Below are 20,029 nucleotides of genomic sequence, written 5' to 3'. Positions count from 1 at the left end.
TACTATTCCAGGAGAATAAAAAAACTATTTTACCAAAAATTTTCCGGCTTTGATGTAGATCCATATTTATCTTCATAGTCTTGAAGAGCTAGTTCAATCACCTGATGAGCTTCTTTAACATCATAGAGGTGGGTGATTTGGACAGTGCCAGTAGTTTTTTCGGGGAAATCTTTATAGGTTAAAAAATAATGACGAAGCCTTTCAATCAAACGTTGCGGACATTCATCAATGTTTTGAAGACTGCCATAAACTAAATCGTCTGCCATCACAGCAATAATTTTATCATCCGCCTCATTTCCATCAATTAATCGAAATCCGCCAATAGGAATGGCTTTTAAAATAATGTCTCCCCTAGGAATGACTTTCTCGGTGAATACGCAGATATCTAAAGGATCTCCATCGCCTTGGATATTTTTAAGACCCGTTTTTTGCATACAGTAACTCGCTAAGTGATGGCCGCAATAGGTCTTAGGCAGCAATCCATACAAGCTTGGACATACACTTGAATACTTTTGAGGCCTATCAACTTTTAGGATCCCCGTTTCTTTATCAAGCTCATATTTTATCGTATCCGTAGGCACGATTTCAATGTAACAATTAACAATTTGAGGCATTAGGGGCCCTAAAGAAAGGCCATGCCAGGGATGAGAACGATAGATCATGTTTGCCATGCCAATTCCCCACTTTTTTACTTTATTTTACTCTATACCATGATAGATATTTAACCTGCTCCTTAAAAATTGCTAGAGCAAAGGCTAAGGAGATTGCCTTGTGGCTGCTTTATAGTTTTAGAGCCGATTACTCATACATTTAGCTAAATAAAAGACCCTGATGATTTGCTTCTTCAAATAAACAAAAATTTCTTTTATATTGTTTGGAAACTAGTCATTGCACTATAAGACTTCTTTTAAATTATTTGAGGGATAAACATATGGATAATCAACGTAATTGGTGGCAATTATCAAGTATTCAAATAGGTGGCGTTATCTGCTTGCCTGTAATCGTTATTGGACAAACACTTTATCAAACTTATGGCTTTGCCTCTTCTATTGCAGCTATCCTCTTAGGAAATGCTATTTTGCTTCTTTTAGGTCTAGCTACGACGAAAATGAGCTGCGAAAAAAGAAAGACTACCCCTTTAAATGCTACCGAATATTTTGGGGAAACAGGCGTGACTTTTTTTGCCTTAACGATGTGTGTATCGCTAGTCGGATGGTTTGCTATCCAGCTCAATATGATGAGCCTAAGTGTATTTGACTTATTAGCTCTGGATAAAAACCAGGCTTTACCTGGTGTGCTATCCAATCTTATGCTCGGCAGTTTAATTACCGTGGCTGCCCTTTATGGGATTAAGTCTATCAATTTTCTATCTAATCTTAGCCTTCCTCTTTTAATCATTACCTTAGGCTATGCTTTCTTCACTGTTGAGGACGCCCCTCCATCGGCTCCTTCTGTACCTCTTTCTTTTGCAGGCATTTCGATGGTTATCGCTTTAGCTATTGCCTTTGTGATCGATTTACCTACCTATTATCGTCATGCTAAAACAAGTAAAGACGGATTTATCAGCATTTCTATCATTTTCGTGCTTGCTCTCCCTATTTTAGAAATTGTAGGCGTCTACTTAGCTGCCGGAAGCTCGGGAGGAACAATCTTAGATGTTTTAAAACGCTCCAATGGAAATCTTTGGAATCTATGGGTGGCTTTATTTCTTATCCTAGCAGGATGGACCACCAATAATATTAATCTATACTCAGGTGCCGTCTGCTTAGAGCCGCTTTTAAAAATCAAATCAGAAAAATTAAGAACTCTACTTTTTGGAGGTGTGGGTACCTTCCTGTCTTGTTTCAATTTTCTCAATCATCTTATCATTGTTTTAGATGTGATGGGAATTTTTGTCGCCAGTATGGGCAGTGTGATTATTACCCGTTATCTCATTGAACAAGTAAAAAAGCTTCCCGTGACCTCCAACGATTATCCCTGTCACTTTCTTGCTTGGATGTTGGGATTAGCGATGGGCTTTTCTAGTCTGAATGGAGTTTCTTTAACCTCTATTCCCGTTTTAGATGCCACTATTGGCTCATCTTTAGGTACATTTTTTGTTTTAATTCAAAGGAAATATAGTGAAAAAGCTAACATTGCAAAACTTAGATGACTTAGCCATTGGAAGCGCGATTTTAGGATCGGGAGGTGGAGGCGATTCTACTTATGCTTACATGATGGCCCGCTATGAGATGGAAAAAAAAGCTTCCCTTTCAATTCTTAACTACGCCGATTTAAAGCCTGAGGCTCTTGTTATCCCCATAGGTTTTATGGGAGCCCCCACTGTTGAAATGGAAAAAATTGTTACCGGACGTGATTATGTCGAACTATTTAAGATTGTAGAAAAAAACTTAAATAAAAAGATCACAGCTATCATGCCTTTTGAAATTGGGGGCCACAATGCGTTTACCCCTATTATCACCGGTCTTCAGATGGGATTGCCTGTATTGGATGCTGATATGATGGGACGGGCCTTCCCTGAAGCTCAGATGAGTTCTGGTCACCTTTATGGGGTTTCTCCTAATCCTGGCTTTATTAGTGATAGTCTAGACAACGCCGTGGTTATCCACGCTAAAAACACCTTTGCTTTAGAAAAAATTGGACGTAGCGCTACCATTGCGATGGGATCAATAGCCGCCTTTGCATTTTATCCTATTACCGGGGCTAAGGCCCGTGAATGCACGGTACCTAATAGCATCTCACGCGCTATTAACCTAGGAAAAGCTCACCGCTCGGCAAAAGAAAAAGGAGAAGATCCTTTAGAAGCTATTTTAAACCATTGCAAAGGTATTCTCATTGGCTCGGGCAAAATTACTGATATAGATCGCGAAATCTCCAAAGGTTTTCTTCAAGGCTCGATTACCATTCAGAATTCCAAAGATAAAATAGAGCTTATTTTTCAAAATGAATATCTATTAGCAAAAATTAATAGTAAGATCATTGCTACCACTCCTGATATCTTAATGCTGCTAGAGCAAGAAACAGGAGCTCCTATTACCAGTGAATTACTCCAATATGGCCTAAGGGTTAATTTAATAGCACTTCCAGCTCCAGAAATTTGGACCACCCCGCAAGGGCTTGCCTTGGTGGGTCCTAGAAAATTTGGCTATGAGACCGATTATAAACCCATTCATAAAGCGCGCCAAAAAAGTAGCGTGCTAAGTATTACCACATGAAAATAAATCAAAAATATAAAATCGGCATTGACATTGGTGGAACTAACACAGATGTAGTGCTTTTAGACTCGGATAACGAGGTGATTGCCTGTGCAAAAACTGCTACCACTCCCGACTTAAATACAGGCATTAAAACAGCTTTAAAGCAAATTCTTGATGAAGCTTCTATTATCCGTGAAGATATTACAGGAATATTTTTAGGAACTACCCAGGTAGCCAATGCCATTCACCAACAGGATAATCTTTACCGCGTAGGAGTGATTCGCATTGCTGGGCATCATCCCCAATCGCTACCTAGTTGTTTACTATGGCCTCCTGCGCTTAAAAAAAGCATGTATGTAGATACCATTACTATTAATGGAGGCTTTGAATGCCATGGCGATCCTATCACGCCCATCAATCCTGCTGAGATTAGATCGGCTTTAAAAGAGTTGTTGAAAAAAAACATTGAAAGCTTAGCAGTTATTGGGGTCTATGCCTCATTAAATTCTCATCACGAGCTGCTGGTAAAAGAAATTGCGCAAGAGATGACGCAAGGAGAACTGCCTATCTCTCTTTCCCATCAAATTGGGGGAGCAGGCTTTATTGAACGCGAAAACTCCACCATTTTAAATGCGGCTTTAAAACAAGTCATGCCTACGGCGTTTAAAAATTTAGTGGCCATTTGTGGAGATCTGGGCATCGCTTGCCCTCTTTGGATTACACAAAACGATGGAAGTGTAGCGGACTTGGCAAACGCTAATGAATATCCTATCTTTACCATCTCAGCAGGCCCTACCAATTCATTTATTGGAGGCTCACGTCTAGCTCAAAAAGAAGATGCTATTGTTATTGATATTGGTGGCACCTCTACGGATATTGGAATGGTTCGTAAAGGCATTCCACGACGCTGTTTTAATAATTCATGCATAGGGGGAGTGACTCTAAATTTTCCTATGCCTGATGTATATTCTATAGCTTTAGGAGGAGGCAGCCAGATTCAAATTACCCAAGAGAAAATTCATATTGGCCCTAAAAGCTGCGGCAATAAAACTTTCTCGCAATCACTCAGCTTTGGGGGAAAGCAATTGACTCTGACAGATATCGCCCTAGCTTTAGGCTATGTAGATATTGCTGGAGCCCGCCCCCAAAACGTATCCTTACCTAGGAAAGGCTGTAAAGCAGTTATCGATGAAGTGGTCAAACAAATTTATGAGCTTATCTCAAAAATTGGGCCTGAAGAACGTTCCCTGCCTGTGATTATGATTGGAGGGGGCTCTGCTTTATTGCCGCAACATCTTTTTGACGGGCGCTTTATTATTCCGCCCTATGCTCATTATGCGAATGCATTTGGTGCTGCCCTTGCTACAATTTCGGCCACTATTGATACTGTCGTTTCTTTAGAACATCGCCAGGAGACCTTAGAAGAGCTACAGCAACAAGCTATTCAAGCTGCTATTCAAAAAGGTGCTGATTTTAAAACAGTTAGCATTGTAGATATAGAGATTTTACCTTATCACTATATACCTAATCGAATGGCTAGAGTCATTGTAAAAGCATCAGGCAATCAACCCAGGGCCATTTAGAGTAAAAAAAGCAAAAAGTTTCCTTGCCTCTTCCTATTTTTAAGATCAAGGCATCTCTTTTTTTAAAAATTCTAAAATAAGATCACGTGTTTTGATTAAATTTTCTTCCCTGTGCGCTTGCGAGATAAACCATGCTTCAATGTGCAAGGGAGGAATGTAGATGCCTTTTGCAAATAAATAGCGGAAGAAACGAGCAAACATTTCGTTATCCAGCTGCTTGGTGTCACCAAAATGGGTAATTTTTTTAGAACCGAAAAACAGAGTAAACATGGAGCCTACCTGCTGAATGCAAGCTTGCTTATCTGTGCTTAAAAGATATTCCTGAATAGGCTGAGTGATAAGATTAGTTTTACGTAATAGCTCTTCATAAAAACCCTCTTGATTTAAGAGCTTTAGGGCTTGTAAGCCTGCTTCCATAGCTACAGGATTTCCCGATAATGTTCCCGCTTGATAAACAGACCCTAAGGGAGCCAAGCAATCCATAATATCGCGGCGTCCTCCAAAAGCAGCGGCAGGAAAGCCCCCTCCAATAATTTTCCCAAAAGTAGTCAGATCAGGACGAACCCCATACAAGCCTTGCGCTCCCTTTAATCCCACTCGAAAACCTGTCATGACTTCATCAAAAATTAATAAAGCGCCTGTGGCAGAAGTTTCTTGGCGTAGCATATGGATAAATTCCTGCGTAGCAGGCACCACACCCATATTACCTGCAACCGGTTCTAAAATCACAGCGGCAATACGTTCCCGGTTTTTAGAGTCACGCATCACTTGGCGACACCCCTCTATGTCATTATATGGCAAGCAGATTGTATAACGAACGACCTCGGGAGGAATACCTTGTGATGAAGCTTGGGATAGAAAGCCGGCTACCCCTGAACCAGCTTGTACAAGAAAGAAATCTGCATGGCCATGATAGTTTCCTGCAAACTTAATAATTAATTCGCGTTGGGTGTATCCCCTTGCTAGACGAATAGCACTCATTGTCGCTTCTGTACCTGAAGAGACAAAGCGAATTTTATCAATCGATTCCATGAGCGTAATGACATAGCGAGCAAGCTCTTCTTCGATCGAAGTCGTAATGCCAAAAGTAGAGCCTAAGGCCATGCGTTTTTGCGCAGCTTCTATAATTTGAGGATGCGCATGGCCGTGAATGAGAGCTCCCCACGAACCACAGTAGTCGATATAGGCATGCCCATCTGCATCATAGAGAAGATCTTGCCAAGCGCGCTCAGCCACTAAAGGAGGCTGATGCATATTTTGACAAGAACGCACAGGAGAATTGACTCCTCCTGGAATTACTTCACAAAGACGTCTATAAATTTCTAGACTTTTTGGGCGAGCAAGCATTTCTTACACCTTAAGATGAGTAAGAAAAAAGCATAAGTGATCGTAAATTTGTTGAGAAGTTTTAAAACCTGCCGAGAAGCTTATGCTCCTCTGGAAAAATAAGCCTATGATCTACGAACAGAAGGATAGAGCACCCAATCGCCAGGCCAGAAGCCAGAGAGGCTAATTCACCCTGGTTAAATACGGCTTAAATAAAATCCCCTCTATCCTTTGCTAGAGACTCTTCCTTTATTTCTCTTTTTTAGAAATTCCATTAGCCTCATGAGCCTCTTCAAGAGCGGCATAAAACTTTGTGCAGGCAACCACAGCCTGCAAGTTAGGAGCAAGCTCTTTAACCTTCTCTTCCCCTTGCCCTTCTAAACTCTCTAGATCTAAGCGAGTTAAATTTTTTAATTCTTCAAGAGGCAGGCTAATTCTTGTTTCCATTCCACAATAAGCCATAACAGTCTCGGGATCTTCTTCTCTCATAATTTGATAAGTGAGCTTATAAGAAAAATGAGCGATCCCCTTTTGCACCTCAATATTAAGCTCTCCTCCAGGTGCTTGCCCATATGCGTACCGATTATTCTTTTCATTTGTATTGTTAAACTCTTCCATTCCCTGAATAAACTTGTGCAAAAGTCCCACGGTGCAGGATTGATGAAAAAAACGTCCCACCACCAAGGTTTCTTCTCTTCCTAAGACCTCATATATTTTCTCCGCACAATTTTTTACCTCCTCTGCGGTTTTTTCTGTATAGGGGAACATATTTTTACCGTTAATAACAAAATTATCAGCACGCGGTAAGTCTAAAGAAAATTGAGTAGGTAATTGGACTCCAACAGACAGGTCATCGAATTTTAAATCGCTAAGTTGATGATCTACTTCTCTGCCTATAATCATTTCACTAATATCTTTTAATGTTCTCTCGTCATTTTTAATTTTAAAAGAATTAAACTTTGCTAAGTCAGACGGCAAGCCTTGTCTATGGAAGAAATTTAAGACAGCGGCCGTAACTGATTTAATGAAAGATGAAAGAGGCGAGCTTGCCGTAATAAGAGCCGCTTTAAATGCTAAACCGACCTTTTGCAAACCTGACCATATTCCCTTAAAAGAAAAGGAGTTGAATTGGCTCTTAGCAAAGTTATCGATATTTTTATTTTCTTCGGGATCTAAAGAAGAGATTCTCTTACCTTTATATAAGCCATGCTCTTTGGAAGACATAAACTTTGGTTTAGAAGGGATTTCTTGCTTTGCAGTAAAAGAGGGAGTAGATTTAATTGCCCGCTTATATATCCTTTTTACCAAAGGATTAGCGGTTGGGAGAGAAGTGCGTTGAAAAGATTTAGGCTTTTCAGTTGCTACTGCTCGACTTGCGCTTGCCAGCTGATGCACCGCTTGATCAACCTTCCCTCTTTCCCCTATGAAAATAGCTTTGGGGGAGGAAGAAGTATTTTTAACCTCTATATTTCCTTCTCTTGAAGGATAGGTAGATTGCCACTGAGGTAATCCATTAGAAACTGACATACATTTTCCCCATTAATATTATTAATTAATAATATTCATTATAATAATAATTAATTAAAAAGTCTAATTATTATATTAAATAAAAAAAATATCACTTTTTATTTTATAGCAAATAACATGCCATTCTATCCCTGCATGCTTTTTTTTCTGTATGGGCTATAAAAAATCCTTAAGAAGAAGGATCAACAACTAGTTGATAGTCAATCCATTTTGCAAAAATAAATGACTCTTTTCTTGTTGAAAATTTAGAATCAAGCAATAATGCTTACCTTACTGCTGGATAAAAGAAAATTAGGACTTTAAAGCATGATCGCCTCTTTCTCCAAAATACTATGCCTGATCATGTTTATAGCGATTTTGAATCTTTCTTTGTATGCTGTCGAAGCTTATCAGGTAATTTTTCAAGGGGTTTCTCATCCCGAAACCCTCTCTTTACTACAAACAATCTCTAAAACGGTAGAGCTGCAAAGCTCTCCTCCTTCTACTAATCGTGGCTTAAAAAGACGTGCCGAAGCAGATCTGCCTCTTCTCATTAAGGCTCTTCATAGCCAAGCCTATTACCAAGCTAAAGTCAATGTGGAAGTTAACTTCAACCATCAGACAGCCCAAGTAGTTTTTAAGATCAATACCGGCCCAGTCTACCCTTTGGCCAGCTTTGAAATTCTCCCTTCCGACCTTAAAAATGATCTAACCTCTCTTTATACGAATTGGAATAAAGAAGAGTTAGGCCTCACATTGGGTCGTCCCGCCTTCCCTAAAAGTATTCTTGATGCCGAAGAGCTTTTAATATTAAAGTTAGAAAGAGAGGGTTATCCACTAGCAAAAATTGTAGATCGCGAAGTGATTGCTGATCAATCCACGCACTCTATCTATGTTGTCCTCCGTGTCAATACAGGGCCTAAATGCTATTTTGGAGAAGTAAAGTTTTTAGGCCTCCAGCGGGTTTCTTCCGAATTTGTTAGTAAAAAGATTGCCTGGCATCTAGGAGATATGTATCATCCTACGCCGATTGAAAGAACTCATGGTGCCTTAGAAGCCACCGGCCTATTTAGCTCTATTTCCATTACTCATCTCGATAGTGCTTCACAAGAGGGCTTACTTCCCATAGAAATAGAAGTCTTAGAAGGTAAACATCGCAGCATTGCGGCAGGTATAGGATATTCTACAGACGATGGCTTAGGGATCTTAGGTGAATGGGAACATCGAAACATTCGAGGTCGCGGGGAAAAGCTTAGCTTTAAAGCATTAATGGCTCAACGCCTCCAGGAAGGAACTTTAGCTTATGTTATCCCTGACTTTCAACGCTCAAACCAGGACCTTATCTGGCTGGCAGAATTTCAACGCCAAACGACTAAAGGTTTTCATGCTTCCTCATTCAGTGTTTCAGGTATTCTTGAAAGGCAACTTAATGATTACACGCGCCTTTCGTATGGAGGGATGTTTAAACGTTTACGTGATACTCATTCTGATAACAACGGAAATTTCAATTTGTTCAAAATCCCTTTCCAGCTGCGTTGGAAAAAAACTAATAATATTTTAGATCCCACGCAGGGTCTGGCCCTCCATGTTAAAATCATCCCTTCTTTACAGATTCTTCATCCCAAATTCGCCTATTGCATTAACACTTTTACAGGTTTTATTTATCTTCCTCTTACCTCGGATAAACGCTTTGTTTTTGCTGCTAAAGGAACTTTTGGCTCGATATTTGGGAAAAAACGTCATACCATACCTCCTTCTGAACGCTTTTATGCAGGAAATGAAAATCTTTTGCGAGGTTATCATTTCATGACAGTTAGCCCTTTACATGATAATGAACCGATAGGCGGGCGTTCCATGATGATTTATTCTTTAGAAGGACGTTGGCGAGCCACAGAAACATGGGGAGGGGTAATTTTTTATGATTTTGGAAATGTTTTTAAAAATTATTTACCCCAATTTAACAAACAAATCTTGCAATCTGCTGGTATTGGACTAAGATATAACACCCCTGTAGGCCCTTTACGGATAGATCTTGCAATTCCTTTACACCGTAGATATCATATTGACGAGAAGTTTCAAGTCTATTTAAGCATTGGGCAGGCATTTTAAGATGAAAAAAGTTTTATCTGTTTTTCTAGTGGGGTTGATTTGTGTATTTGTAGCAGTATGGGGTTATCTACAAACTTCTCACGCCCAAAAGGCTATTCTTTCCTTTCTAACGGAAATCATTCATGAAAAAACGGGTCATGAAGTAGAGATTGAGGAGCTGGCTTTCCCCCTGCCTTTTAACTGGGTTGCTTATAAGGTTAAAATTAAGCACAACCAATCGATTTGGCTGACAATAGATGAAATTAAGCTTTCCATTCCCTATTGGCGATTGCTTAGCAAAACTTTTGCTTTACGGGCAGTCTCTTTAAACCATGTACATCTCCTAGATTACCCTACTCCCCCATTAAATTCTCCTGCCGACAAGCCCAAACTCTCTTGGAAAATTTTTCCTTATAATATTCACTTTGCCGAGCTTTCTATTGAAAATCTTACGATTGCTCCCCATCTTTTACCTCATGAATTCCCTGCTCAACTTTTTCCGTTAGATCTTTCTGGCTCTTTAACTTTTCGTCCTCAAAATCATATCGCTCATGTAAATCTATCCTTAAAAAAAGAAGCTTTAAATCAAGAGGGAATGCGCCTAAACCTTTCTTGTCAAGGCTCCTCCCATTTTACCTATCATTTAGATCTGCTCGCCCCTAAACAAAGCCTTCTTTTTCAATGGCTAGGCTTAGAGCTGGCTCACGATGCCGCTCTAGAATTAGGAGGAACCCTGGCTGCTGATCAATCTTACCAGGGGCAATTCAAATGTAGTGCGATAGAAGATATTAAGATAATAGAATCAGCCTCTGAGGATATACTTGGAAAATTTGTCTACCATCCAGACGGTTGGCTAAAAGTTCATTCAGTGGCAGGCAATATAGGACCTTTGCAAGTTGAAGGTGAACTTTTACTTAACACCTCTACTTTTCAAATAGAAACAGGCAAATTCACGGGGGTTGTGGCTCATCTTTCACGCTGGAAAAATCCTTTAAATTTCCCTATAGAAGGTTCTATGCAATTCATCAGCTCCTTTGCGGGTACGGTCATCAATCCTATTATCGAACTTAAAGTTGCGACAGACCATCTAAAAATTTGCAATGAAAGTTTAGAAGATTTAGAAGGGCAATTTACTTTTATTAAAACAAATGAAGAGGCTTTAAAAGGGCAACTTTTTTTAAGTTTTATCCACAATCAGCTAAAATTTAAAATAGATAATCCTTGGCAAGGGAGCCAGCAGCATATCCACTTAAAAGATATTGATGCCGAATATGGGAATGAAAAATTAACCGGAGACCTTCATTATAAATTAGAGACTAAAACGCTCATCGGTCATTTAGAAGCCTCCATAAAAAACAGCTATTTACTGCAAAAATATTTAAATATCGATCTGTTAACTTCAAGCAATGTGTCCTTAAAATTTTACGATACAGCCTCATTAGAAGATAAGAAAGAATTGCAAAATATGGATTTTGTTTGGCAGATAGGTAAAGGACGGTATGGCGATTTTTATTTAGAAGAAGCTATCCTCTCAGGGAATATAACGAATGCTTTCAGCGTTCCTCAAGCAGATCTACATTTAAAAGCTAAGAAAGCTTATAGCAGTAGTGGGAGCCTTACAGGATTAAACGCTGAGACAAAAGTGGAGAGGATGAAAGATTATTGGCCTTTTAGTATCTCCACTCAAGAAGATGAAGAGAGTATTTTGGCGGCCCAAGCCCAGGGTTTCTGGAAATTAAACAAGGAGGAGCTTACAGTAAAAGTAGAACTTCTTCAAGGGCACTTGAAAAAAAAGCCTTTTGATCTGCAAAAAACTTTTACTTTTACCAAATATAACAATTTCTTTGAACTTTCTCCTTTATCGCTGCGAATAGGCGTCGGTCATTTATTTTTTACTCTCGATCACCAAAAAGAAAATGCCTATGCAACAGCCCGCTTTCAATTTCAAGATTTGCCGGCAGAATTGTTTTACCCCCTTCATTTACAAGCTCCTTTGATAGGATATCTACAAGGCGAGGTGGATCTATTTGGCAATCCAGAAAATTTAAAGGGTCATATACGTGCCCATCTGTCTCAAATTAGATTAGTCGATGATCCTCTAGACTCTCCCACCTCTTTAGAAGCACGTATGATAGGAACCGTTTTAGAAAACCAAATGACAGGTTCGGCTCAGATCATAGGACTTACCCCAAAACCTATTGAAGTAACTGCTAGATTACCTATTCACCTTTCTATTAATCCTTTAGACATTCAAATAAGCAAGCATGACCCTCTCTTGGTTCATCTTGCTGCTGAAGGAGAAATTAGTCCTTTTTTGCCTTTATTTGAGATAGAGTCCTCTTCTATCTCAGGTCATACTTCTATCGCTTTAGATGTTACAGGTTCCCTTAATGACCTTCATACGCAAGGAGATATTATTATTAAGGATGGTTCTTTTGAAAGTCCTACGACCGGGGCTGCTTTTCATCATCTCAATGCTAAAATTGAAGCTAACAATAAAATACTGACTCTGCAGGAATTTGAAGCTTTCGATATGAATGAGGGAGCAATCCGTGGTAGCGGCAGGCTAGAATTAAAAAAAGAGTTAGATTTTCCCTTCACGCTCAATATCCAACTCGCACGTATTAAACTGTTAAATCTGGATTTTGCCAAAGCCATCGCTAGTGGCGAAACGATCATTAAAGGTAATGCTCGTCAAGCCAAGGTAACGGGCCATCTTACTACTGATTCGCTCCAAATTACTATTCCTGAACAAGCTCCCGCACTCGCCTACTCTGTCGATGTGAGATATATTAATGTTCCCGAAGGAGAAACATCCCCCCTTCTTAATTCTTCTCAGCCTACCTGGCCCGTAGAATTGGATATGCAAATTGATATAGCTTCTAGCACCACCATTAAAGGCAAAGCACTCGCTAGCCTATGGCAAGGAGGCGTTAAAGTGAAAGGTACTCCTCAGACTCCTCAGCTTTTTGGAGATGTCAAAATTATTGAAGGAGACTACAACTTTAATGGAAAAACTTTTGATATTAAAGAGGGCACCATTTCTTTTGCAGGAGAGCCTGATAAAAAAACCAATCTTTATGTGATTGCTAGTAAAGATTTAGGTAAAATGGTCGCTGAAGTTATCCTTAAGGGCTCTGTGAAAAACCCCTCCATAGCCTTCCGTTCTAATCCTCCTATGTCTCAACGTGAGATATTATCCTGGATACTTTTTGGAAGGGGCGTCACCGACATTACTCCTTTCCAAGGAGCTGAACTTTCTCAATCGATAAGCAATTTAAGTAAAGAAGGCAATAAAGGCCCTGATGTACTCACTAGGATTCGGGATAGCATCGGCTTAGACCGCATAGATATTAACAAATCAGAGGGCGAGGAATCTAATGAAGTTTCCATACAAGTAGGCAAGTATATCTCCCGCGGGGTTTTTGTCTCTCTTAATAAAAGCATTACCTCTGAAGTTAACGAGATTAGCGTAGAAGCGAATCTATGGCGTAACATCAAGGCACGAGCACAAGTTGGAGATGACTCAAGCGCTCAGCTGCAGCTTAAATGGAAGCGCGATTATTAGTCTTTAACCTTTCAAACATATTTATGTGATAGCAAAAGAGAGGCTTTTCTAATAGCTGATTTTTTTTGCGCCAACCTATAGCTAGTTTTAACCCTTGGTTAAGAAAATAAATTTTCATAAAAAAAACAAGTTTTTTAGAAATAAAATTTTTGAAAAGTCAAATAAATAAGTTTAGGAAGTTGAGGTTAATGCAATAAAAGCTAAATTTTATAGCTTTTTTGATATAAGCTAGAAAGCTTTTTAAAGAGAATTGTCTAAGTTAATTTTCCTCCCCTGTGCCATGGCTTTTCGTTCTTTTAAGGTTATGCTTTTCATTAAAGATTGTTTTCTAATAGAATGCTTTTTTTATGATGAGTTGTATGGCATGTCAAAACATTGGCTTTTGAGCTCACCCATTGGACGCAGTTTAGCCTCTTTGGGAGACTATATTGTATTTATTACCTCAGTGATTGCAGTAAGCTTGCGCAAGCCTCCTCAGTGGGTCTTAATTCGCGACCAACTCTATGAGATCGGGGTTTTATCTTTGCCGGTCGTAGGTATCACAGGCTTTTCTACGGGCATGGTGCTTGCTGCCCAAGCTTATTTTCAGCTTTCAGATAAAGGGCTTGCTAGCGCGACAGGCTTAATGGTTACCAAATCTATGTTAGTAGAATTAGGTCCTGTGCTTACAGCTTTCATGATCACAGGCAGAGTAGGTGCCTCGATGTGTGCCACGTTAGGTACCATGCGGGTAACAGAGCAAATTGATGCCTTAAAATCCATGTCTGTCAACCCTTTACGTTATCTAGTGGCCCCTCGTTTTATCGCTGGATTAGTTATGATGCCCTTGCTTACCATTTTTAGCTGCTTATGTGGGATTTTAGGAGGCTACTTTATTGCAGTCTATTACTATGGAATGGCTCCTACATCTTTTATTGATCCCTTGCCAGTCAATATTGAGCTTTTCGATTTTTTTAGCGGATTGGCAAAAGCTTTTGTGTTCGGCCTGATCATTATCACCATTTCCTGCTACCGCGGAATGACCACCCGTGGAGGAGCAGCCGGAGTAGGGCGAGCAACCACCAACAGTGTGGTCATCTGCTATTCTGTGATTCTAGTCGCCAACTTCTTAATCACCGTAGCCTTAAATAGCTCTTACGCTTACATTGAATACTTTGCAAGCTAAAGGAATCTAAATGGCGATCATCGAAGTTCAAAATTTACATAAATCTTATGGTGCATTAAAGGTCCTTAAAGGCCTCACTTTAAATGTCTATGAAGGCGAAACGCTAGTTATTCTGGGAAGATCAGGGGTAGGTAAAAGCGTGCTTTTACGCCAGATTATGGGTATTGAATTTCCTGACCAGGGCACGATTAACATTAATGGTAAAGCTCTTCATTCTCTTAGCCAACATGAGCAGCTAAAGGTAACCAAGGAAGTAGGCATGCTATTTCAAGGAGCAGCCCTTTTTGATTCCATGAATGTCGGAGAAAACACCGCTTTTTATCTCCGCCAGCATGAAAAGGAAGTGGATGAGAGAGAAATCCAGCAGCGCGTAGCAGAGGCTCTTGCAATAGTGGGATTAAGTGGCAAGCAAAAGGCAATGCCCTCTGATTTATCAGGAGGAATGCGTAAACGTGCTGCCTTAGCTCGCCTAGTGATCTATCGACCTAAAATAATTCTTTATGATGAACCTACTACCGGCTTAGACCCCATTACGGCCCAGCAAATCAATCAGTTAATCAATACTACCAAACATGAACTGAAAGCTACTAGTATTGTAGTCACCCATGACATTCATTCTGCTATGGAAGTAGGCGATCGATTAGCTTTCCATCATGACGGAAAACTCATGCATATAACTTCTAAGAAAGAATTTATTAAAATTGACGATCCCCTAATCAATGCTTTTTTTGAAAATGCTATCGTCACTCGCGCTTACTCGCCTTCCTCTAATTATAAAAATCTGGAGCAAATAAAATCATTATGACCGATCCATTGAAAAATATTATGATAGGAATTTTTGTTGTCACCGCTATGGCAGTCATTGTGTTTGCTCTAATGTTCTTACACCCTTCCTTAGGAGATGAAAAGCGTGTACTACGTGTACGTTTCCCTAATATTGATAAAATTTCAGTAGGAACTCGAGTCTCATTTGCTGGCAAGCCAGTCGGTGAAGTAGCGGCCATACACGAGATAAAAGATGCTATAGAATCCCGTCAGCCATACCAGGGAATTATTTATGTTTATGAGCTGGTGTTGCATGTAGATTCTAATGTGAATGTGTTTAGCACCGATGAGATTTCTGTGCGTACCTCTGGCCTTTTAGGAGAAAGATCGGTAGTCATTATTCCCTTTCCTTCCAAGGCAGGAAAGCCTTTACGCCTTGTGAACGAGGAGATTTTGTATGCCACTGAAGCCGGTAGTGTGGAAGATACTCTTAAAGAATTTAAAGAGCTTGCAGGAAAATTTGATACCTCTCTTAATTCTATCTCTACGGTTTTTAATGAAATGTCCGAAGAAAAGATTGTAAAAAAATTAGGGATGGCTATTCAAAATGTTAATTCTATTACTCATGCTTTAAACCAGCCCTTGCAACTCTCTCAAATGATAAAAAATGCGCATACACTTACTGAGAAAGTTCTTACATTATGGGACAGGGTAGAGGGGATGTTAAGTAACTTATCTGCCGCTTCCCACAACCTTCGTTTACTCACAGATAAAGGGAGTAATATTTTAAGTTATGTCGAAAAGGGGCAAGGAACCCTAGGAAAATTGTTGATGACTGATCAGCTATATTTAAAAGCTAACTCCTTTCTAAGCAAAGGAGAAACGATGATGAATGATATTAATCACTATGGTTTACTATTCAATATGGATAAAGGCTGGCAGCGTCTTCGCGCACGCCGTCTTAACCTCCTATCTACCTTATCTACCCCTCAAGAATTTCGTAATTATTTCAACCAAGAAATCGATCAAATTAATACTTCACTCTCACGGGTCTATGCTTTGGCTGAGCAAAGCCATGGAAGCTCATCAGGATGTAAGCTTTTTGAAAATCAGGAGTTCCAAAAAGTTTATCGAGAACTACTTAGACGAGTGGCAGATACTGAAGAAGCATTAAAGATGTATAATCAACAACTTATAGACATGAATGCTAAAAAAACAGAGTGAACAGACTTAGAGATTTACAAACAATTCTGCGCAAGTTATGAATGGTGTAAAAGATTAAGTTAGGTGAGTGATGGAAGCTATCCCCTATACACAAATACAAAAAGGCCATTTTCTGATCGCCTCTCCTGATATCGATAAAGGCATATTCTTTCGTGCCGTCGTTCTTATCTGTGAACATAACCCGAGTGGTTCTTTTGGCCTGGTTATCAATAAACCTTTAGATCTCGAATTGCCTGAAGAAATTATTAGCGTTCAACATTTAGCTAATCCACGTGTAGGAATACGTGGAGGAGGACCTGTCCAAACTAACCAAATGATGCTTCTTCATACGGGCAAAGATATTTCCCATCAAGCCTTACAAATCACTAAAGATATCTATCTGGGTGGAGATTTACAATTCTTACAAGATTCCTTAAATGATGAGAATGGGCCTTATATCCATCTTTGCTTTGGATATGCCGGTTGGGGAGCAGGCCAATTGGAAAGAGAATTGCTAGATGAAACATGGTTCATCTATCCTGCCACGACTAAACATATTTTTCATACTCCTCCGGATAAACTTTGGCAAAGTCTTCTACGAGAGATGGGAGGGAAATATGCCTCGCTTTCTATGATTCCTGACGATCTATCGGTTAATTAATTAGAAATTAAGAAGAAAGGTTATGATGTTTAAAGTTTTAACGCCATTACTTTGCTTGTTCTTATGCACATTTGCAAGGGCAGCAGAGATTCCTACACTCAGCCTTAAAGGACAAGCTGTTTTACATAAGCAAGCAGACCAGATTAGTCTAATCATTGGTATCACTAACTTGGGAGCAGAAGCCGATAATGTATTAGCGGAGAATTCAAAAAAAATGCAAACTATCATTGGAGAGCTAAACAAAAAAGGTTTTGATAAGTCTGAATACCAGACAGGCCAGTTTAGCATCCAACCTACCTATACTCTCCCCCCTCAAAACCCGCCTGTGGGCTGGCGCCCTACCATCAATGGTTATGAAGTCTCTAATACCCTTAAGATAAAGACAGATAAAATCAAAGAGATTGGCGCTCTTATTGACACTGCTCATCAAGCAGGAGCCAATAAAATTGATCACATCTATGCTAGTTTAAAAGATGAAAGAGTTTATTGGGAAGAAGCCGTCGCCAAAGCCACTAAGAATGCTATTGCAGATGCTAAAATTATGGCTGAGGCTGCCCAGGTAAAATTAAACCGCCTCTTATCCATCTCCCTCAACGATACTCTTGCTAGATCTCCGCAATCTTTAACTCCTATGTTTCTTAAAACTATGGCTTCGGAGCTGACGCCTATAGAACCAGGTGATATTGAAATCAAAGCAAATGTTAACGTTGTTTATGAAATAGATAAGTTAGAATGATATAGAGCTTATATCTAAGACCCTAAGAGCAAATAGATACCCCCCCTTAGATGCCTATCACTGCCTTTTTAGCAACTAGCTAGACCAAGTTTTTTATTTCTACTCCTTCAATTATATAGCTTCAATGCCACTAAAGGGCATTAAACGCCTCCTAAGTCGCTGATTATCTAAGCTAAATGCAAAAAAATTATTTTTAAAAAAACATTTCCTTGACGAAATAAAGAAACCTCATTTAAAAACTTAGATTGCTTTTAAATAAAACAATAGATATTTAACCCTCCCCTTTAAGGAATAAAAATTATGCAACTTTCTTCTTCACTAGACTACGATCCTGCCCGTCCAATCATTCACTGTAATGCTTCCTTAAATCACATCAGTGGTGAGATGGCAAGAATTGAAAGAGAAGTTTATCGTTTAAGAGGGCTTATAGGAGCTTTTGATGAGACCATGCAGGAAAATGCTGCTTTAACAACAGACATCATGGATGCTTATTTAAAAGAGCTTGAGCCACCTCTTGAACAAAGAGAAATCTCAGTGATCCGGCAGCAAATCGATACACGAATAGAAGGCATTCGAGAAAATTGCTTAGAGAACTACCGAGGATTGTTAGACGCAAGAGAACTAATTATAATAGAAGGTCAGACCATCCAGCTGAATGCTCAAACAAAAGGTACCTTAGAGCACGCCTACCAACAAAGACTAGAAGAAAGTATCCATCAGCTTAAAGAAGAATTTCCTCTAGAGGACGCAACCAATTTAGAGCAGATGCGAGCTCAGCTTAAAGAAAAGTTTGAAAGGTATCAAGATATCTTTGAAAAGCTTTTTGAGCGCAAGCAGCAGCTGACAGACCAAGGCTATGAGCTGCAAGAAGCCATGGAGCCAGAGCTAGCCAAACTAAGAGCCAAAAAGCAAGAGCTACAAAAGGATCTAAAAGTCACCGATCTTTTTATAGCCAGCCAGCTAGGAGCAGTCGATTATCTTAAGCAAGAAATTAGCAAAAAATGGAGGTGGGGTCGTAAAGATTTTGTGAATACACCTTCTCAGGTAGGCTTTGCTCCTCTGCATTACGCCGCTTATCATAATCAAAGAGAAGCCATGCAGCTTTTAATCGATAAGAGTGCCGACCTAACTTTAAAGGATAATGAAGGCTATTTACCTCTTCATTGGGCAGCTGAAAAAGGCCATCATGAGATCGTTCAATTACTTATTCAACGTAAGCCCTCTACCATTAATGCCAAAGGCCGATTGGATCGCACTCCCTTGCATCGTGCTGTTTTTTGTGGCCAAGTGGAGACTGCCCATCTTCTTATTAAAAATGGCGCCCATATCAATGCACAAACTCATGAAAAAAATCATTGCCAAACGCCCCTCCATTTTGCTGTCTTACAAGGAAACATTAGCATGGTATTAGCATTAACACGTTATCCTGAACTTGACATCCTTCAGCAGGATATCCAAGGAAGAACACCTTTGCATTATGCTATTGAAGAGGGATTAATCGATATTCTAGATATCTTGCTTAAGCATCCAAGTTGGCAAAAAGCAAAAGTCTCTACCCATGCTAAGCTCTTAGAGAGCCTTTTAAGTATAGTTCCTAAGCGGCAGGCTAAAGAAATTAAAGCTCAACTGCTTTTAAATTTTCCCAAGTAAACTGATAGCCATAGCAGGCAATCAAAAAACTAAAGAATTGGTATGCAAATTACCCCTGCTCTAGGCTCTCCAACTCGTATTTTATATCAAGAGGATGAATTAGAAGCACAAGGCGCGGTAAGCTTTATCTCTAATTCTTCGATTGCCGGGGAAAATATAATGGAAGTTCCATTTTTTTAGAAACAACCAGAAGAAACAAGCTATTGATTATTAAAAGATTATGCGTATTATCGGCGCTTTTTCCTGGTGACCACAGGCGCATGATTCTTTGGTAAAACTTTTGGTAAATCTGCTTTTAAGGCTTCAAGTATCTGTCTGTTTTGGTGACGTGGTTCTGGGATTTGCTGAAAGCTTAAGCCCTCACTTGCTGTCCATTCTATTGATGTTAAAGTAGATAAGCTACGCAAGTCCTCTTCTACTGTTAGATAAAGGTCTTTCCAGGCTTTATCAAGCTCTCTGATAATTATGTAGGCTAACATTACAACCAAAACATGGCCCTTTGTACTTTCTTGTGAACGTACATAGACTGGCCGTATCTCAAGATCACTCTCGTCGTTTTTAATTTCATGCTGTAATGTATG

At 39.6% G+C, this 20,029-nt stretch carries 15 protein-coding genes and 1 pseudogene; 12 read left to right on the top strand and 4 right to left on the bottom strand.

Annotation, left to right across the window (positions count from 1 at the left end):
* Positions 1 to 29: 29 nt before the first annotated feature.
* Positions 30 to 671, bottom strand: a complete 642-nt coding sequence (locus tag DB42_RS05430; protein WP_044882073.1) for an inorganic pyrophosphatase — start codon at positions 669 to 671, stop codon at positions 30 to 32.
* 260 nt (positions 672 to 931) lie between these two features.
* Between DB42_RS05430 and DB42_RS05425 the strand changes: the two genes are divergently transcribed.
* Genes DB42_RS05425 through DB42_RS05415 form a run of 3 tightly spaced genes read left to right on the top strand, consistent with a single transcriptional unit; the run spans position 932 to position 4,780 of the window.
* The gene (locus DB42_RS05425) at positions 932 to 2,152 is read left to right on the top strand and encodes a hypothetical protein (protein WP_044882072.1); all 1,221 of its coding nucleotides are present in this window, start codon (positions 932 to 934) and stop codon (positions 2,150 to 2,152) included.
* Complete coding sequence (locus DB42_RS05420) at positions 2,121 to 3,215, top strand: DUF917 domain-containing protein (RefSeq protein WP_039385338.1); 1,095 nt, start codon at positions 2,121 to 2,123, stop codon at positions 3,213 to 3,215. The genes DB42_RS05425 and DB42_RS05420 overlap by 32 nt, the downstream gene beginning before the upstream one ends.
* On the top strand, positions 3,212 to 4,780 hold the full coding sequence (locus DB42_RS05415; protein ID WP_044882071.1) for a hydantoinase/oxoprolinase family protein: 1,569 nt from the start codon (positions 3,212 to 3,214) through the stop codon (positions 4,778 to 4,780). Before DB42_RS05420 ends, DB42_RS05415 begins: the two co-directional genes overlap by 4 nt.
* A 45-nt stretch (positions 4,781 to 4,825) precedes the next feature.
* Here DB42_RS05415 and hemL read toward each other — a convergent pair whose 3' ends face one another.
* Together hemL and DB42_RS05405 are read right to left on the bottom strand one after the other, a co-directional pair.
* Positions 4,826 to 6,127 (bottom strand): glutamate-1-semialdehyde 2,1-aminomutase, encoded by a 1,302-nt coding sequence (gene hemL, locus DB42_RS05410; RefSeq protein WP_044882070.1) that lies wholly within the window; start codon positions 6,125 to 6,127, stop codon positions 4,826 to 4,828.
* A gap of 228 nt (positions 6,128 to 6,355) precedes the next feature.
* A complete protein-coding gene (locus DB42_RS05405; protein WP_044882069.1) occupies positions 6,356 to 7,633 on the bottom strand; it encodes a hypothetical protein in 1,278 nt (425 codons plus the stop codon).
* Positions 7,634 to 7,939: 306 nt separating this feature from the next.
* Here DB42_RS05405 and DB42_RS05400 point away from each other — a divergent pair, with 306 nt between their 5' ends.
* The 9 genes from DB42_RS05400 (at position 7,940) to DB42_RS11215 (ending at position 19,628) form a co-directional block, all read left to right on the top strand.
* A complete protein-coding gene (locus DB42_RS05400; RefSeq protein WP_044882068.1) occupies positions 7,940 to 9,721 on the top strand; it encodes an autotransporter assembly complex family protein in 1,782 nt (593 codons plus the stop codon).
* Between the two features lies 1 nt (position 9,722).
* Positions 9,723 to 13,268, top strand: coding sequence for a translocation/assembly module TamB domain-containing protein (locus DB42_RS05395; RefSeq protein ID WP_044882067.1), 3,546 nt, complete (start codon positions 9,723 to 9,725; stop codon positions 13,266 to 13,268).
* A 364-nt stretch (positions 13,269 to 13,632) separates the two neighbouring features.
* On the top strand, positions 13,633 to 14,433 hold the full coding sequence (locus DB42_RS05390) for an ABC transporter permease (protein ID WP_044882096.1): 801 nt from the start codon (positions 13,633 to 13,635) through the stop codon (positions 14,431 to 14,433).
* 10 nt (positions 14,434 to 14,443) lie between these two features.
* Positions 14,444 to 15,238, top strand: a complete 795-nt coding sequence (locus DB42_RS05385; protein ID WP_044882066.1) for an ABC transporter ATP-binding protein — start codon at positions 14,444 to 14,446, stop codon at positions 15,236 to 15,238.
* On the top strand, positions 15,235 to 16,422 hold the full coding sequence (locus DB42_RS05380; RefSeq protein WP_044882065.1) for an MlaD family protein: 1,188 nt from the start codon (positions 15,235 to 15,237) through the stop codon (positions 16,420 to 16,422). The genes DB42_RS05385 and DB42_RS05380 overlap by 4 nt, the downstream gene beginning before the upstream one ends.
* Positions 16,423 to 16,492: 70 nt before the next feature.
* The gene (locus DB42_RS05375) at positions 16,493 to 17,062 is read left to right on the top strand and encodes a YqgE/AlgH family protein (protein ID WP_039385351.1); all 570 of its coding nucleotides are present in this window, start codon (positions 16,493 to 16,495) and stop codon (positions 17,060 to 17,062) included.
* A 22-nt stretch (positions 17,063 to 17,084) separates the two neighbouring features.
* Positions 17,085 to 17,798, top strand: coding sequence for an SIMPL domain-containing protein (locus DB42_RS05370; RefSeq protein ID WP_080502749.1), 714 nt, complete (start codon positions 17,085 to 17,087; stop codon positions 17,796 to 17,798).
* Between the two features lie 300 nt (positions 17,799 to 18,098).
* Positions 18,099 to 19,448: an ankyrin repeat domain-containing protein gene (locus DB42_RS05365; protein WP_044882063.1), complete on the top strand. Its 1,350-nt coding sequence runs from the start codon at positions 18,099 to 18,101 to the stop codon at positions 19,446 to 19,448.
* 42 nt (positions 19,449 to 19,490) lie between these two features.
* Positions 19,491 to 19,628 (top strand): hypothetical protein, encoded by a 138-nt coding sequence (locus DB42_RS11215; protein WP_155117436.1) that lies wholly within the window; start codon positions 19,491 to 19,493, stop codon positions 19,626 to 19,628.
* A 47-nt stretch (positions 19,629 to 19,675) separates the two neighbouring features.
* On the opposite strand, the pseudogene DB42_RS11425 reads toward DB42_RS11215, so the two are convergent.
* Positions 19,676 to 20,029: pseudogene (locus DB42_RS11425) on the bottom strand (hypothetical protein); the annotation flags it as partial.

It is taken from the genome of Neochlamydia sp. EPS4 (genome assembly GCF_000813665.1).
Taxonomy (GTDB): Bacteria; Chlamydiota; Chlamydiia; order Chlamydiales; family Parachlamydiaceae; genus Neochlamydia.
This window is presented reverse-complemented; position numbering and strand designations above follow the sequence as displayed.